11 protein-coding genes and 1 pseudogene are annotated in these 17241 nt (G+C 67.2%); 7 read left to right on the forward strand and 5 right to left on the reverse strand.

What is annotated here, in order from left to right:
* Window positions 1–43 precede the first annotated feature (43 nt).
* Window positions 44–1912: a VanW family protein gene (locus MWU77_RS07565; protein ID WP_169687465.1), complete on the reverse strand. Its 1869-nt coding sequence runs from the start codon at window positions 1910–1912 to the stop codon at window positions 44–46.
* Between the two features lie 871 nt (window positions 1913–2783).
* Window positions 2784–4139: an acetyl-CoA C-acetyltransferase gene (locus tag MWU77_RS07570; RefSeq protein WP_374229823.1), complete on the reverse strand. Its 1356-nt coding sequence runs from the start codon at window positions 4137–4139 to the stop codon at window positions 2784–2786.
* A 94-nt stretch (window positions 4140–4233) separates the two neighbouring features.
* On the opposite strand from MWU77_RS07570, the gene MWU77_RS07575 reads away from it, so the two are divergent.
* A complete protein-coding gene (locus MWU77_RS07575; RefSeq protein WP_169687261.1) occupies window positions 4234–5580 on the forward strand; it encodes a 3-oxoacyl-ACP reductase in 1347 nt (448 codons plus the stop codon).
* Window positions 5580–6443 (forward strand): MaoC/PaaZ C-terminal domain-containing protein, encoded by an 864-nt coding sequence (locus MWU77_RS07580; protein WP_169687262.1) that lies wholly within the window; start codon window positions 5580–5582, stop codon window positions 6441–6443. The genes MWU77_RS07575 and MWU77_RS07580 overlap by 1 nt, the downstream gene beginning before the upstream one ends.
* Window positions 6444–6520: 77 nt before the next feature.
* Here the strand turns inward: MWU77_RS07580 and MWU77_RS07585 are convergent, their stop codons facing one another.
* Both MWU77_RS07585 and MWU77_RS07590 read right to left on the reverse strand, forming a co-directional pair.
* Window positions 6521–7129, reverse strand: a complete 609-nt coding sequence (locus MWU77_RS07585) for a TetR/AcrR family transcriptional regulator (RefSeq protein WP_169687263.1) — start codon at window positions 7127–7129, stop codon at window positions 6521–6523.
* 78 nt (window positions 7130–7207) lie between these two features.
* The gene (locus tag MWU77_RS07590) at window positions 7208–8401 is read right to left on the reverse strand and encodes a glycoside hydrolase family 3 N-terminal domain-containing protein (protein ID WP_247273336.1); all 1194 of its coding nucleotides are present in this window, start codon (window positions 8399–8401) and stop codon (window positions 7208–7210) included.
* A 120-nt stretch (window positions 8402–8521) separates the two neighbouring features.
* Here MWU77_RS07590 and MWU77_RS07595 point away from each other — a divergent pair, with 120 nt between their 5' ends.
* The 4 genes from MWU77_RS07595 (at window position 8522) to MWU77_RS07610 (ending at window position 14721) form a co-directional block, all read left to right on the forward strand.
* Complete coding sequence (locus MWU77_RS07595) at window positions 8522–8989, forward strand: universal stress protein (protein WP_169687265.1); 468 nt, start codon at window positions 8522–8524, stop codon at window positions 8987–8989.
* Window positions 8990–9057: 68 nt separating this feature from the next.
* The gene (locus MWU77_RS07600) at window positions 9058–10140 is read left to right on the forward strand and encodes an isochorismate synthase MenF (protein ID WP_247273337.1); all 1083 of its coding nucleotides are present in this window, start codon (window positions 9058–9060) and stop codon (window positions 10138–10140) included.
* A 98-nt stretch (window positions 10141–10238) separates the two neighbouring features.
* Window positions 10239–10412, forward strand: coding sequence for a DUF2613 domain-containing protein (locus tag MWU77_RS07605; RefSeq protein WP_169687267.1), 174 nt, complete (start codon window positions 10239–10241; stop codon window positions 10410–10412).
* Window positions 10393–14721, forward strand: coding sequence for an alpha-(1->3)-arabinofuranosyltransferase (locus MWU77_RS07610; RefSeq protein WP_247273338.1), 4329 nt, complete (start codon window positions 10393–10395; stop codon window positions 14719–14721). The genes MWU77_RS07605 and MWU77_RS07610 overlap by 20 nt, the downstream gene beginning before the upstream one ends.
* A gap of 23 nt (window positions 14722–14744) precedes the next feature.
* Here the strand turns inward: MWU77_RS07610 and MWU77_RS07615 are convergent.
* Window positions 14745–15782: pseudogene (locus MWU77_RS07615) on the reverse strand (acyltransferase family protein); the annotation flags it as partial.
* A 191-nt stretch (window positions 15783–15973) separates the two neighbouring features.
* Here MWU77_RS07615 and MWU77_RS07620 point away from each other — a divergent pair.
* A complete protein-coding gene (locus MWU77_RS07620; RefSeq protein ID WP_247273339.1) occupies window positions 15974–17224 on the forward strand; it encodes a DUF3068 domain-containing protein in 1251 nt (416 codons plus the stop codon).
* Window positions 17225–17241: the final 17 nt, after the last annotated feature.

Here is a 17241-nt window from a genome sequence, read left to right on the forward strand (position 1 = left end):
CGGCGAGTTCCCGCTCAGCGAGATCGCCTCTCCGCGAGCCCTTCTACTGGTCGTCGACGCCCGGAAAACCCGAGAAGTCCGGCACGAAATCACCCGCAGACGGACGCGCCGCGGCGGGCTGCCCTGCCTGTGGTGTGTCGGTCTGCGGTGCGTCGGTCTGCGGTGTGTCGGATTCGGGTTCGGCCGGCGCAGGTGCCGGTGCGGTGTCGTCCCCCGGCGCGGATGAAGGCGTCGACGGACCGTCGCCACCGGACGGCTCGTCGCCGGGTTCCGGCTCCGGGCTCACACACTTGACGATGGGTACCGGGTCGTAGCGAACGGTGCGGGTCTTGTTCGAGATCTGGGCACCGGTGTTCACGTCGGTGACGATTCGCGTGTCCGTCACGGTGAATCCCTGCGCACCACTGGAGGCGATGCAAGACTCACCCGCGGGCAGCGTGATCGTATTCGGCGACGTGTAATTGGTGCGATCGCCGGTGATGGACTGCACGTTGACCGTCTTCGTGCCCCACAGGCGCACCGTGATGTCGGAGTTGGTCCAGATCGTCTGGATCAGCACTCCGGTCGTCTCCGACGGGTTGCGGAACGCCAGATCGATTGCGCCCTCGTAGACCGTCGCTTCACGCGCAGCCGGATATCGAGAGATGTAGTAGCTGTGCTCGGTGTGGTCGACGTCCTCCATACCCGCGAAGTACGACGCGTTGTACAGGGTCGTCGCGAGCTGGCTGATACCGCCGCCGACGGCTTTACCCGGCCGGCCCGCCTCGATGATGCCGGACTCGACATAGCCTTCCGCTGCACCGCGCGGGCCCGTGTATCCGTTGAGTGAGAACGTCTCTCCAGGCTTCACGAGCGCGCCGTTGATCTCGGAGGCAGCGATCCGAATGTTCACACCGGACGCGTACTCGAACCCACCGGAGCTGAACTCACCGATCACCTCGTTGATTCCGAGCTTCTCGGCGGCTTCCGTGGTGAGCTCCGGATCGGCCGACTTGTACAGGGCTTCGACGGATCGTCCGTTCTCCGTTGCAAGCAGCTGCGGCAGCGATTCGAGGGTCTTCTCCCAATCGACGAGGTTGCCCTTCGTGCCCGGAACAACTGCGGGACGACCGCCGTCGAGCACGATCTGTGCGTCCTTCGGTTCTGTCTCCGTGTCGGCGAGCTGCGGCCCGAGGATCCCGATGGCAGCTTCGGGGTGGTACTGCGGATCGAGTCCGCCGTCACCGTCGGGTGCGAACGAGAGCACCGCGCCGATGTCCTGGCGTGGCAATGTCGCGACCGCGCCGTCCAGTCCGGTGACCACGAGGTCCGATGCGACCGCGGGCACCGCGATCTCGGCGAGTGCACGATCGAGGCCCTCACGGGTGACGGTGACTTCCACACTCTCGACCGGTAGCGACACATCACCGAAGGGCCACCGCTCGGCGAACACGTCCGACGCTGCTTCCGCGTCGAGACGCTGGCCGGGCTGCGGGGTCACGGGGACGGGGGTGCCGTCCTCGAACACGATGTTGCCTTCACGCGGCTCGTGCGCTGCGGCGGCGGTCACCAGATCGATCGACGCGGCGAGAGCAGCGTCGTCGCGGGTGGAGGCCACACCGACTTCGTCGTTGCCGAAGAACGACGCCAGACGTACGAACGGATTGAGAGGCTGCTCGCCCACCCGGGCGAGGGTCGCATCCCAATCGATACCCAGCCCCGCTTCCGACGGCACGATCTCACCGCTGGTGTCACCGGCGGTCACCGCCACCGGAGCGTCGAGCCGCGGACCCAGTTCGTCGCGAAGAGTTGTTTCGGCGTCGTCGAGCGATTCGCCGCCGATCTCGACACCGGCCACGGTCACGCCACGGGGCACCTCGCCCGAGCTCATAGCGACATCCGCGGCGTAGAGGAGGACGAGGACCGCTGCCACACCGCCGAGGGCGAGCGCGATCGTGCGCTTCGGGAGGTTCGACCACGGCTTGTCAGGACCCGACGGGCCACCCGGACCGTCCCCGGGCGGAGGCGCGACCGGCGGCGGTCCTGCGGGGGGCGGGGTAGCGCCGGTGGGTGATGCGGGCGGCATCGCGGCGGTCGGGGCGGGCGGAACCTCGATCTGCGACATCTGTTCGGTGGGAGCGTCCGAGGGAGGCGGGTTCTGCTCGGACGGCACCTTCGTCACCGGAATGACCGCGGTGGGAGCGTCAGCTACCTCAACTGCCTCAACTGCGTCAGAAGTCTCAGTGGGCTCGAACGCTTCGGATTCATCGGACGGTTCAGCAGCCGGTGCGGTAGGCGCAGCACGGAAAACAGGCGTCGTTGCCGCCTCGGATCCGTCGAAATCGGCTTCGCCGGCGGGGACACTCGTCTCCGGGGTCCGATCTTCCGGTCCGGGCTCGACGTCTCCCGTCGACGCCGCTTCGCTCGTGTCCAGTGTCGCCGCGTCACCGTGCTCTGCGACAGCATCGACCGGCGGCGCAGCATCGGCCGAGGACGCCGCCTGCGATTGCGGTTCGGTCGGGCGAACGTCGTCGTGTGTAGCCTCGGGCTCGTTCGTCCCGTTGTTGCCGCTCACCGATGTCCCTTCAGACAGGGCACGCTCGTAGACCGCGCGCCGGATACCGGTTCTCCAGGGTAACGCCCGGACTTGAACGGTCGACGGGCGGAATGCGCAAAAGACCCTGCTGGGCTACCAGGTCGGGGGTCAGGTAGCCCAGCAGGGTCGTATGTTCTATCGCTGCGCCGGCAGAGGCGTTACACGCATCGGAAGAAAAGAATCCGAATGTGTCCGGCGTCCTGCACGGTCACGCTTCGAGGATGGCCGTCACGCCCTGGCCACCGGCAGCACAGATCGAGATGAGGCCGCGAACGGGCTTGCCCGTCTCCTGCTTCTTCTCGTGCAGCATCTTTGCGAGAGCAGCAACGATACGGCCGCCGGTCGCGGCGAACGGGTGGCCCGCCGCGAGTGAGGATCCATTGACGTTGAGCTTGCTGCGGTCGATCGAGCCGAGCGGAGCGTCGAGGCCGAGTCGCTGCGTGCAGTACTCCTTCGATTCGAACGCCTGCAGTGTGGCGAGGACCACCGACGCGAAGGCCTCGTGGATCTCGTAGAAATCGAAGTCCTGCAAGGTGAGGCCGTTGCGCTCGAGCAGCCGCGGGATGGCGTAGGTAGGTGCCATGAGCAGTCCGTCGCCGCCGTGCACGTAGTCGACGGCGGCGGTCTCGGAGTCGACGAGGTACGCGAGGACCGGCAGGTTGCGCTCGGCCGCCCATTCCTCGGTCGACAGCAGGGCCGCCGACGCACCATCGGTGAGCGGAGTCGAGTTACCCGCCGTCATCGTGGCGTCGCCGAGCTTGTTGCCGAACACCGGCTTCAACGTCGACAGCTTCTCGACCGACGAATCAGGGCGCAGGTTGTCGTCGCGGGTGAGCCCTAGGAACGGGGTGATGAGGTCGTCGAAGAATCCGCGATCGTAGGCGGCGGCCATGTTGCGGTGGCTCGCGACGGCGAGTTCGTCCTGGTCTTCACGACGGACACCGAATTCCTTGGCGGTGATGGCAGCGTGCTCACCCATCGACAGGCCGGTGCGCGGCTCGCCGTTGCGCGGAATCTCGATGCCGAGCATCGACGGACGCACGTTGCCGAGCAGCTTGACCCGATCTGCGGTCGTACGTGCGCGGTTGAGTGAGAGCAGGAATTCGCGCAGTGGGTTGCTCACCGCGATCGGGGCGTCCGAGGTGGTGTCGACGCCGCCACCGATGCCGGCTTCGATGCGTCCGGCGGCGATCGCGTCGCCGACCGAGACGATCGACTGCAGGCCGGTGCCGCATGCCTGCTGCAGGTCCCAGGCGGGGGTGTAGGGGCTCAGGGCACTGCCGAGCACGCTCTCCCGGACCAGGTTGAAGTCGCGGCTGTGCTTGAGTACCGCCCCGCCCACGACGGCGCCGAGGCGCTCGCCCTGCAGGTTGAATCGGCTGACGAGACCGTCGAGGGTCGCGGTGAACATGTCCTGGTTGGAGGCGCGTGCGTACTTGCGGTCGGAACGCGCGAACGGGATCCGGTTGCCACCGAGGACGGCGACACGACGCTGCTGCGTGGAACGAGCGGTAGGACGCAGCTGCGTGGATCGGGCATTGGTGGTCACTGGTATCTCCCGCATTCGGATGGACTCGTACTGTGGCTACTATTCTTACTCAGGAGTAAGTTAGTTGTCGACCACAGCATCGACGACCGAATTCGAAGAAGGTGGAAACGTGGCTGACGCCAAGGGCGCCCCCAAGCTCTATTCCCAGCTCATCTCGTCCGCACCCGGCTCTTTCCTCGCGAAGCAGTTCGGTCTGCCACAGCCCGAGAAGCTTCGCCGCTACCAGCCCGGTGAACCCGCATTGCCGGGGCCCGTCCTCCTCGGCGGCAACGGCCGCCTGGTGGAACCGATCCGCGCGCTGCTGCACGACTACCCGCTCGCCGACCCTGCCGACACCGAGTTCGGTGCTCTCGTGTTCGACGCTACCGGCATCAGCGACGCCGCGGGTCTCGAACAGCTCTTCACGTTCTTCCAGCCGGCCATCCGCGGCCTCGCCCCCAGCGGGCGTGTCGTCGTTCTCGGTACCACGCCCGAGGACGCGGCGTCCGTCGACGAGCAGATCGCGCAGCGCGCCCTCGAAGGCTTCACCCGCAGCCTCGGCAAGGAACTCCGTCGCGGCGCCACGATCCAACTCGTCTACGTCTCACCGAAGGCCTCGACCGGCCTGTCCGGTGTCGAGTCGACACTCCGATTCCTGCTGTCCGCCAAGTCTGCGTTCGTCGACGGCCAGGTCGTCCGTGTCGGTGACGGTGACGCCACTGCTCCCGAGTCGTGGGACAAGCCGCTCGCAGGCAAGGTCGCTGTCGTCACCGGCGCAGCGCGTGGCATCGGCGCAACGATCGCCGAGGTCCTCGCCCGCGACGGCGCAACGGTCATCGCCGCGGATGTCCCGGCTGCCGGTGAGGCGCTGTCGCAGACCGCCAACCGTGTGGGTGGCACGTCCTTCCCACTCGATGTCACCGCTCCCGACGCGGGCGACAAGCTCGCCGCGCACCTGCTCGAGCGGCACGGCGGCGCCGACATCATCGTGCACAACGCAGGCATCACTCGCGACAAGCTGCTCGCCAACATGGACGACAGCAGGTGGAACTCCGTGATGGCCGTGAATCTCATTGCCCCGCAGAAGATCACCGAGGTCCTCGTCGAGAAGGGTGCACTCTCGGAGGGCGGTCGCGTGATCGACGTGTCGTCGATCGCAGGCATCGCGGGCAACCGCGGCCAGACCAACTACGGCGCATCGAAGGCGGGCGTCATCGGCCTCGTCCAGGCCACCGCCCCCGTGCTCGCGAAGAAGAACATCACCATCAACGCTGTCGCGCCGGGATTCATCGAGACCGCGATGACCGCCGCGATTCCGCTCGCAACCCGCGAAGGCGGCCGCCTGATGAGTTCGCTGAGCCAGGGCGGCGAGACCGTCGACGTCGCGGAGACCGTGGCGTGGTTCGCGAGTCCTGCGTCGAGCGCCGTCACCGGGCAGGTCGTGCGCGTCTGCGGCCAGTCCATGCTGGGGGCTTGATGAGCGAGATCGAACTCACGGCGAGCCCGTCGATCCTCGACGTCTACGGACGCGCCGTGCTGTCGGCGCTGCCGGTCGTGGGAGCCTCCGGCGACACGTTGCCCGACGACACGCTCGTCCTCCGCGGACTGCGCGTCGATCCCGACAACCTCGCCGAGTACGCGAAAGTGTGCGGACTGCGCTTCGGCGACACGCTGCCGCTGACGTACCCGTTCATTCTCACGTTCCCGCTCGTGATGAAACTGATGGTGTCGAAGGGATTTCCGTTCGCCGCGATCGGCTCGGTCCACGCCGAGAACGTGATCGAGCAGATGCGGCCGATCTCGGCGACCGAGCCTCTCGATCTGCGTGTGCACGCCGAGAACATGCGTGAACATCGCAAGGGCCTGCTCGTCGATCTCGTCACTGTCGTCAATGTGGGACGCGAGACGGTGTGGCGTCAGACGTCGACGTTCTTGCACCAGCAGCGCACGTCACTCTCGGGCGAGCCGAAGCCGGAACCGAAGGCCGAGGAGATCCCCGCCGTTCCCACCTCCACGCTGCGCGTCGACCAGAAGACGATCGACAAGTACGCGTCGGTATCGGGTGACCGCAATCCGATCCACGTATCGTCGCTGGGTGCCAAGGCATTCGGGTTTCCGAAGTCCATTGCGCACGGTATGTGGACGGCTGCAGCCACACTGTCGGCAGTGGAGGGCCGAATCCCCGGAAAGGTCACCTATTCGGTGCGGTTCGGTAAGCCGGTACTCCTGCCGTCGTCGCTGAGCGTCTACGCGCAACATGACGGAGATACCGGCGGATGGGATCTGGCGGTACGGCACCCGAAGAAGCAGTACCCGCACCTCACCGCGACCCTGCGCTGAGTTTCGGTGCGCTGAGACTCTGTGTGCCGGGGCGCGATGGGGGCGTCCCGGCACACAGTCCGAAAGAAGAGGTCCGATCAGCCCTGCTGGTCGGACCTCTTCTTTCCTGCGAGACCGCGCCACGCGAGGTTCTCGAGCAGGTCGGCGGCCTTCTCGACCTCGATCTCACCACCTGCGACACGATCGGCGACGGCTTCACCCGCACCGACGAGCGCGACCGCCATGATCTGGAAGTCGGTTCCGGGCTCCGGGTCGCGTGTGCTGGATTCGAGGAGATGCGCGGTGAGCTCGATCAGCTGGTCGCGGCTGTTCTGCACCTGCCCCGCGAACGCCTGCTGTCCGAATGCCTGGCGATAGAGCACCATCCACGAGTTGCGGTGGGCGTCGACGAATCCGAGGAACGACTCCAGCGCCACGCGCAATTGTTCGCGCGGCGACAGCGACAGGTCGCCCGCGGGCTTGAGAGCCTCGACGAACGCCTGCCCCTCCCGGCTGATGCACGCGGCGAACAGTTCGTCCTTCGACCCGTAGTAGAGGTAGAGCATTGGCTTCGAGATCGCTGCGCGCGCCGCGATCGCATCCATCGACGTATCGTGAAAACCGTTCTCGGAGAACACATCCACCGCGGCGTCGAGCATCTGCTGCTCCCGCACCGCACGGGGCAGTCGCTTGGTACCGCCGGCCATGACTCCTCCAACACCTACGTGACGAACTGTTTCTTACTCTACGGTAGGGAATCGGAATCCACCGCGCGATCGAAGCGTTCAGCAGTCGAGCGCACCCTTGGCACGCGCGACCGTGCGCACCGACTCGTCGACCTGAGTCGAAGGCAGATCACCCGAGGCGACCGCTTGTTCGAGATGGCCGAGAACCGCCGGAACCTGATCGGTGGTCAGCCACAACGCCTGGTCGACACCTGCGACCAATGCGGCCTCGACCGCCTCGGTGATCGGGTAGGAGTCGGTGATCGCCTGCATCCCCGAGAGATCGTCGGTGAAGATCATGCCGTCGAACGGCGAGCCGCCGTAACCGGTGCCCGTGCGCAACAACTCCACTGCCGCGGGGCTGATACTCGCGGGCAGACCGTCGGTCAGGCCGGGAACATCGAGATGGCCGAGCATCACCGCGACATCGGGCGAGACCAGTTCCCGATAAGGAACGAGATCTTTCGCGACGAGTTCATCGAGCGGTGGAGTGGTCACGGCACCGGTGTGCGAATCACCCGACGCCGAGCCGTGTCCGGGGAAATGCTTGAGCACCGGCATGATGCCCGCGTCCTGGAGCCCTCGCGCATACGCCCCGGCGTAGTCGGTCACCACGGCCGGGTCGTCGGAGAAGGAACGGTCGCCGATCACGGAGTTGTCGGGCTGACTGCTCACGTCGACGTCGGGGGCGTAGTCCACCGTGATGCCGAGCTCACGCAGTTCCTGCCCCCGTTCGAGCGCCATCCGATACGTCTCGTCGACAGTCATGGTCTGCGCGGTGACACGCGCCGACGGATCGGGACCGAGCAGTTCCCCGACCCGCGACACGCGTCCGCCTTCTTCGTCGATCGTCACCATCAGCGGCAGCGGGCTCTGCGCCGCCACCCCCGGGATCTGGCGCTCGGCGAGCATTGCCGGGTCGGTCCAGCTGCCAACGAAAATTCCGCCGATCTGTTCTGCCTGGATCATCGCGAGTGCATCGTCAGCACCGGTGACACCGACGTTGAGCAGCTGTGCAAGCTTCTGACGCAGCGACAGTGACGCGAGCAGTTCGTCGCCGCAGGCCTCGGGCCGGGCGGATGATGTCGCCGGGCCGGCCTCCGTCGATGACGACGCGGTCGTCGACCCGGCTGCCGTCGATTCCAGGGTCGCGGACGGCTCCGCTGACGGAGCGTCGGCGGTGTCGCCTGCACCGCAGGCCGTGACCGCAAGTGCCGAGGTGAGCGCGACGGCGAGGCTGTGTCGGATCCGCATGATCCTCGACGGTAGTCGACTCGTGTGAGGGGCCTCCCCACCACCCGCTGACCGGGGTATCGTGCAGCCAACCACCGCCGAACGAGAGCTTTTCACGTACACGACCTGGAGGAGTGCACGTTGGCCGCAGACCTGATCCTCATCGCCTACGACGGATCCGAGAATTCCAAGCGCGCCGTGCAATACGCGGGTCGCTTCCTCGAATCGTGCCGTGCCATCGTCGTCACCGCGTGGGAGCCGATGGTCCGCCAGGCCGCGCGGATGTCGGGGCTGTCGGGTGTGATGCAGCCCGAGTGGGTGCCCGACGAAGAGAACGAAGACGTTGCCCTCTCCGACGCGAAGGTGACCAACCGGGAAGGCCTCGAACTCGCCAACTCGCTCGGCCTGCATGCCGAGGGCCGCACCGTCGAGGTCGTCAACGCGGTGTGGTCGGCGATCATCGAGGCCGCCGACGAGTTGGACGTCGACATCATCGTCACCGGCACTCGCGGCACGACAGGGCTCCGTTCGCTGTTGCAGTCCTCGGTCGCCGATCACGTACTCCGCCACAGCCACCGGCCGGTCCTGATCGTCCCGCCCGGCCGCTGACGCTCACATCACAGAAATCGCCCCGCACTACATCGACAACGATGCGCGGGCGATATCGTCGTCTCACCATGGACGGATTCCTACTCTCGCGCGCCGATCGCTCTGTACACGCCATCGGGACGCGGCGTCTGTTCTCCGATGTCACCGCGGCGTCGACGGCTCTGCGTCGGGGCAATGCCGATCTGATCGCCGGAGCCCTGCCGTTCAACCCGGACCGGGCGGCCGCGCTGACCGAACCCGAGACCGTCGACATCACCGACGGGCCATGGCAGGCCCCCGCAGACCTCCCCGATCTGCCCGCGGTGCGGATGACTGCGCAGATCCCCCTACCCCGCGTTCATGTCGCGCGGGTGCGGTCACTCATCGAGCGGCTCGAACTCGGCGAGTTCGACAAGGTGGTCGCCGCCCGCCGCGTGGCGCTGGAGGCCGACGAACCGATCGACCCGTTGGCGTTGGCCGCGCGGATGATCGACCGTCACCCGGACGCAACGACCTACGCACTCGATCTCAGTGCCGCAGAAGAACGTTACTGGGGCCACACTCTCGTCGGCGCAACACCGGAACTGCTGGTCAGCGTGCGCGGCGAGACCGTGACGTGTCGTCCACTCGCCGGCACCGCCGCGCGTCACACCGATCCGGAGACCGACCGCAAGGCCGGTGACGAATTGCTGGCGTCATCGAAGAACCGAGCCGAGCACGCATTCGTCATCGACTGGATCCGGGCGCGGCTCGGCCCGTTGTGCCGCGACCTCGACATCCCCGCCGGGCCCGAACTGACTTCGACGCCGGATGTGTGGCACCTCGCCACCCCGATCACCGGAACACTGCGCGATCCGGGCACCGACGCGATCTCCGTTGCCGCAGCCCTCCACCCGACACCTGCGGTCGCGGGAACACCCACCGAGGCGGCTCTCGCGACGATCAGGGCGACGGAAGGCGACCGCCGCTTCTACGGCGGCGCGGTCGGCTGGTGCGACTCGAACGGCGACGGCGACTGGCTCGTCGCGATCCGCTGCGCCGAGATCAGCGCCGACGGGCTGCGCGCCGTCGCATGGGCCGGTGGCGGCATCGTCGCGGGGTCGGACCCCGACGACGAACTGGCCGAGACCACCGCGAAGCTGCGCACACTGCTGGGCACCATCGGCCTGTGAGAGGTCGAGGCGGTGCGCTGGCACCGTCCCCGCCATCCGGGGTGATACCTTGACGCGGAAACAAACGACGAGAGTCGATCGATGATGGGGAGTTGGGCATGGGGAAGTTCCTGGGACCAGGCTTGATCAGTGCGGTGGCCGGTGTCGTCGTCGGCGCCGTCGCAGTCTTCGGAGTCACTGCTGCGGTATCCGAGAACTCTCGTCCCGAGATCGATCGCAGCGGCAACGCTGATTCGTCCCTCTTGAACCAGGTTGAGTACGGCAGCCGCTGACGGCGCCGGGAACGCTTCGAGTTCACGTACGCGCGGCGCTGCGGAACCTTCCGCCGCCGAGTCTTCACCGAACGCGGAACCACTGTCGCGGCGGTGGCTGTATGTTGTCACCGCCGTCGCGTTCGTCCTTTCGTTCGCGCAAGTCCCCGGCCTGATCGTTGCCGACACCAAATACGACCTGACGCAGAACCCGGTCGGTTTCCTCACGCGCGCCGCTCACCAGTGGAGCAGTGTGGCACCGCTCGGACAGGTACAGAACCAGGCGTACGGGTATTTCTTCCCGCACGGTTCGTTCTTCGCTCTCGGGCAGGTTCTGCACATCCCTCCGTGGATCACGCAGCGTCTGTGGTGGGCGCTGTTGCTCGTGGCCGGTTTCTGGGGTCTTGTCCGGCTCGCCGAAGCCCTCGGAATCGGCAGCCGTAGCTCGCGCGTGATCGCGGCGACCGTGTTCGTGTTGTCGCCGCGCGTCCTGACGACCCTCGGATCCATCTCGTCGGAAGCACACCCGCTGATGCTCGCGCCGTGGGTGCTGCTGCCCGTGGTGCGCTATCTGAACGGTCGGGGGGCGCGCTCGCACCGTGTTCTCGCTGCGCAGTCCGCCGTCGCCGTCGCGCTGATGGGCGCGATCAATGCCGTCGCAACCGCTGCGGCATGCCTAGTCGCGGCCCTGTGGTGGATCGCGCACCGGCCGAATCGACGCTGGTGGCGTTTCACCGTGTGGTGGCTGCCGCTGTGTGTGGTCGCTGTGACGTGGTGGATGGTGCCGCTGCTGCTACTGGGCAAGGTCAGTCCTCCTTTCCTGGATTTCATCGAGTCGTCCGGGGTGACGACCGAATGGACGTCGCTGGCCGAGGTGCTGCGCGGCACCAGTAGCTGGACGCCGTTCGTGTCGCCGGAACGCATCGCCGGGGCCGTGCTGGTCACCCAGCCCGCCGCGGTGCTCGTCACCGGACTGCTCGCCGCCGCCGGTCTCGCAGGGCTGGCAATGCGCACGATGCCTGGGCGCGGCCGGTGGACACTGATCCTGTTCGTCGGTGTCGCGGGCCTCGGCGCGGGGTACGTCGGCGAGTTGAGTTCCCCGTTTGCCGAACAGGTCCGGCTGTTCCTCGATTCCACGGGCGCGCCGCTACGCAACGTGCACAAACTCGAGCCGCTCGTGCGGCTTCCGCTCGTCCTCGGACTGGCGCATCTGCTGCGGTGGGTGCCGTTGCCCGGTTCGGTGCCGTGGCGCCGCGCCCGCAGCGCATTCGCACATCCCGAACGCAACCCGATGCTCGCCTTCTCCACCCTGGTGCTCGTCGCTGCCACCCTCGCGACGTCGCTGGCGTGGACCGGGAAACTCGCACCGCGCGGGGCATACGACGAGGTGCCCGAATACTGGCACGAGACCGCACAGTGGCTCGACGAGCACACCGACGAACGCGGCGAGCGCGCCCTGATCCTGCCCGGAGCACCGTTCGGAAGCCAGATCTGGGGTCTGACCCGCGACGAACCGATCCAGGCACTCGCGTCCACACCGTGGGCCTCACGCGACGCGGTTCCGTTGGTGCCGCCGGGCGCGATCCGTGCCCTCGATTCGGTGCAGCGACTCATCGCCGACGGCCGCCCGTCGCCCGGGCTCGCGGCAACGCTGCGCAGCATGGGAATCGGCTACCTCGTGGTGCGCAACGATCTCGATCCCGACACCTCCCCCGCGGCACGTCCGGCGCTGGTGCACCGGGCCGTCGAGGGGTCGCCGGGCATCGAGCGGGTCGCCGAGTTCGGCTCGGAGATCGAACGCGTCCAGCCCGACGGCGTCGTCGCCGACGCCGATCTGCGTCCGGTGTATCGGGCGGTCGAGATCTACCGGGTCGCCGAACCGGCGGACGCGCCTGTCGGGCCGTACACGGTGGACGCCGCGGCGGTGCCCGTCGTGCAGGGCGGACCCGAGTCGCTACTGAGCCTGAACACCACCGACCCCGGCCATGTGGGTCCACGGGTGTTCGCGGCCGACAGTGCACGCGCTGGACGCGAGCCGGACGCCCTCACCGTGACCGACACCCCCACCGATCGGGAAACCGACTACGGGCAGGTCGATCACCATTCGTCGACGATCCGCGCCGAGGGCGACGAGCGACGCACCCACAATCTGGTACCCGACTATCCCGTGCCCGACACCGAACTCGTGCAGGCCGAATGGGAAGGCGCACGGATCAGTGTGTCGAGTGCCGCGTCGGACGCCACGCAGCTCGGCGGGACATCGGTCGGCAGTGGTCCTGCCGCCGCGATCGATGGTGACCCCACCACCGGCTGGCACAGCAACGGACTCGAATCCGCGATCGGGCAATGGCTGCAACTCGACCTCGACACCCCGATCGACGCCGGCATCCTGCACCTGACGACGAGTTCGGGTGCATTGGGTGCACCCGTGAAGTGGCTCGAGGTGACCACGGACCGGGGAAGCACCGCCGTCCGTGTCGAGAAGCCCGGCACTCCCCAGACCGTGGCGTTGCCGCTGGGCACGACTACCTGGATCCGGATCACCGCGACGTACGCCGAGGGAGGTAGCCGCGGCAACCAGTTCGGACTGTCCGAGGTCGCGCTCGAAGACCACACCGACCGCTCCGACCCGCAGTTCCTCGACATCCGGCGGCGCATCGTCGTGCCCGGCCCCTCCGACGGGACCGCTGTGCGCGGATGGGATCTCCGGCAGGAGTTCCCGGGTCGCGGTAGTTGCGTCGACACCCCCGACCGGGTGCGGTGCGCGTTCGGCCTGGCAACCGCGCCGGAGGAACCGAACCTGTTCACCCGCACCTTGAACGTTCCGACCGAGTCGTGGGTGACGCCGCAGTTGTGGGTACGCGCCCGCCCCGGGCCAGCACTGGACGACGTGATCGACCGATCCGATCGGGTCGTCGCCCGCGGTGCTGCCGACGTGGTGGACCTGCAAGGTTCGGCATTCGCCGCCACCGACGGTGACCCGCGCACGTCGTGGACCGCGGAGGAGAGTTCGCTCGAGTCCGGGGCGCCGCATCCCACCCTGACCCTCGAATTGCCGTCACCGCAGGTGGTGACGGGTCTCGAGCTCGCAACCTCGCTGGGGGCGCTCCCCGCCGCGCCCACCCGGGTCTCGGTGAACCTCGGGAACGGCCCGCAGGTCCGGGAAGTCGACGAAGATTCCGGCGAGATCGAGGTGACCCCGCATTTCACCGACGAAGTGCAGATCACCCTCGTCGATCACGTCGACACGATCGATCGCACGATCCTCGGGTTCTCGAAAGAGACGCCCCCGGGACTCGCCGAGATCACCATTCTCGGTGAAAATGGTCCGATCGGCGCGCAGGATCCGATCTACAACCGCGTTGTCACGATCGGGTGCGACACCGGACCGGTGATCACGATCGACGGCCGCGACTACCACACCTCGGTGACCGGGACGGTCCGCGACCTCGCGGAAGGCGCGGAAATTCCTGCGACCCTGTGCGACACGGACGCGGCGGGGATGCGTGCGGGCCGGGTCGATGTGGACGTCGAGCCGGGCACCGCGTTCGTGGCGTCGAGTATGCAGTTGCCTCTGGTGGGGACGGAACCCCCACGTACCGACCCCGTGGAACTCGAGATGGGGACGTGGACGGAGAACCTGCGTGAACTGCACGTGCCCGCATCCGACTCCGATCAGCTGATCGTGGTGCCGGAGAGCACGAACGTCGGATGGGTTGCCTCCGCGCCGGACGGCACCGAGCTGACGCCGCTCATCGCGGACGGATGGCAACAGGGCTGGATCGTGCCCGCGGGAACGGAAGGCACCGTCACCCTCGAATTCGCGACCGATCGCTGGTATCGCCTGGGGATCTTCGGGGGTCTTCTGCTGCTGATTCCGTTGTTCGCACTCGCGTTCCTGCCCCGCCGCCGCCGCCCGGTACCCGACCCCGGTCCCGCACCGCGGACGTGGCATTCGATGACCGCTGCGCTCATCGGGGTCGCACTCGCCTCCTTCGTCGTCGCGGGCGCTGCGGGGGTCGCGGTGACGGCCGTCGGCGCGGCAGGTGCCATCACCGTGGCCGCACGGCGGGGTTCGACGACCGCGTCGCGGATGCTCGTCGGCATCGCGGGTGGGTCGACGATGCTCGCGATGGCCTTACTGTCGACGGGGCCGTGGCGCTCACCCGACGGCTACGTCGGACATTCGTACCTGATTCAGTTCGCGGCGCTGGTCGGATTGGTCGCAGTCGGTGTCGCGGCGGCTCGCGCTGTGGAGGTACCCGAGTTCTGGCGGCGGCGTTCCCAGCGACGAAACATCCGTCGCGCAGGTTCTTCGACGAACGCGTAGCTCATGGATGCCACCGCGACGCTCAGCACGACCGTCACGATCAGCACGAACCAGAAGCGTCCCTGGAACGCGGGAATGCCGAACACCGGAAGGACGACGGCGAGCACGGCGAGATGCCAGATGAAGATTCCGTAGGACCAGCGGCCGATCGTGAGCGCGAGGGGACTTGCGAGGATGCGATGTTCGGTGCGCGGCGCGAGTACGAGTGGAGCCAGCAACGCGAAACTCACCAGCGCGCCCAGCACGATCTTGCCGTTGTACTCCCACGGTTCGAGGGTGGTGAGGGTTGCCGGGCCTGCGAGCGGTGTCGTCGCGAGACCGAACGCAACGAGTGCCGCGATCGCCATGATGTGCCGCTTCGCGGCGAGGCGATGCATCCAGGTCGGGGGGTGCGCAGCAAGTTCGGCGAGAAGCATGCCCGCCGCGAACCACGGCAGGTAACCGGGCAGCCAGTTGTCGTGGTTGATGTGGTCCTGCGTGGGCACGGGTACCCACGCCCACGCCAGCGACAACGCGGCCGCGCCCAGCAGGACCGGAATCCGGAAGCGGGCTGCGTGACCGCGCAGACCGCTGACCGACCACGCGAGCAACGGCAACACGAGATAGAAGGCCACCTCCACCGACAGACTCCACATCTGGGTCAGCCCTTCGGTGAGCGTCAGCGGAACGAACACCTGCACCAGCGCGAGATTGGCCCACCACACCGTCGGCCCACCCCCCGCGCCGGGCAGCAGCCACAGGATGAGGATCACCGCGACCCAGTAGGCCGGCAGGATTCGGGTCGCGCGTGAGACGAAGTACCGGCGAGTCGACGGTGGATCGGTCTCCTCGCGTGCCGCAGCCGCATGCGGGCGCCACAACAGGAAACCCGACAGCGCGAAGAACAAAGCCACCGCGAGATCCAATCGGCCCCACACCCTGCCGAGCCACGGATCGTGAACCGCCCCGGTCTGGAATGCGACATGAGTGATGAGCACGCCTACGGCGGCGATACCTCGCATACCTTCCAACGCGGGGAGAAAGCCCGACGCGGAGCGGGACGGAATGTTGAGAGCGGTCATCGTCGAACAGTGTGCCGTGTAGTGCCCGATACGAGAAGTGTGGGCACCCCGGCGTGCGGGCGCGCATCACCCAACCCCGGGCTGTTAGTGTCTGGGCTCACGTGGTGTTCGCGGGTCGGATGCCAGGCGATCCGTGCAGCCCTGCTGCCGGTGGGGGTACTCGATGAAACCGTTGAGTGAGGAGAAACAGCATGGCTGAGCGTTCCAGCTCGGGCCGGATACTGGCGATGATTCTGGTGGGCCTGGGAGCATTCCTCCTGGCCATCGCAATTCTGATCCCGACGTACACCGTCGGGAAGCTGAAGAAGACGCCGCTCGACCTCGAGGTGACGACGGTCGCCGAAGGCACCGGCGACATTCTGAATTCGCGTGCGCTGCTCGCCGGTAACGCTCAGGTCGATACCGACGTCCCGATCGTGGCGCAGCGCTTCGTGACCGTCGAGGATCCGGCCGACAGCGAGATCATGACGCTCCAGGCCGGTCAGACGGTGCGCCGCCTCGACATGCAGGGCGACACCGGACTCGTGTCCGCGACCGTCGACCGGCTCACCATCGACCGGGTGTCATCGATGCCGGTGTCGAAGGAGGAGTACCCCGATCGGGTGAGCACGATCCAGACGTCTGCGGATTCACCGGGCGAGGAGATCGACAACCGCGAAGGCCTTCAGTACAAGTTCCCCTTCGACGTCAAGCAGGAGTCGTACCCGTACTACGACATCAATGCCCGTGAGACCTTCCCCATCGACTTCATCGGTGAGGAAGAGATCAACGGCATGCCCGTCTACCACTTCCAGCACGAGATCGGCCCGATCGACTTGTCGGAGGCCGACCCGAGCGCTCCGACCTACAAGCTGGAGCTTCCCGCTTCGACGTGGGGCGTCGGTGAAGGCGACGAGCCCGTCGAGATGACCCGCTGGTACAACAACGTCCGAGACCTGTGGGTCGACCCGATCACCGGTGTCGTCGTCAAGGGTCAGGAACAGCAGGACCAGTACTACGCACGCGAGGCGAACACCCCCGAGGTGACCGTCCTCAACGTGACGCTGCCGTTCGACGAACCGACCATCGAATTCCAGCTCGAGCAGGCCCGCGACGGCCAGGACCAGCTGTCGCTCTTCGGTAGGACCCTGCCGATCATCGCCGCCGTCCTCGGCATCATCCTGCTGATCGTCGGCTTCGTCCTCGGTCTCCGCGGTGGCGGAAACGGCGGTCGGCGTGCCGCCGCGGCAGGCAGCCCGGCTCCCGCCGGTCCGGCCTCGGCCGCAGCAGCGGGTGCAGGTGGTGCCCACGCGGCCGACACGCAGCGCGACTTCACGGAAGATCGCACCGAGGTCATTCCCCGCTCCGATCTTCCGCAGGAGCCGGAGCAGCGGGACTGGACGACCGACCAGACGCAGGAAATTCCCCGCACAGACCTGAACAAGCCCCCCACTCAGGACTGATCAAGGCCGAACGAACG

Source organism: Rhodococcus sp. F64268 (assembly GCF_023015605.1).
Classification (GTDB): Bacteria; Actinomycetota; Actinomycetes; order Mycobacteriales; family Mycobacteriaceae; genus Rhodococcus.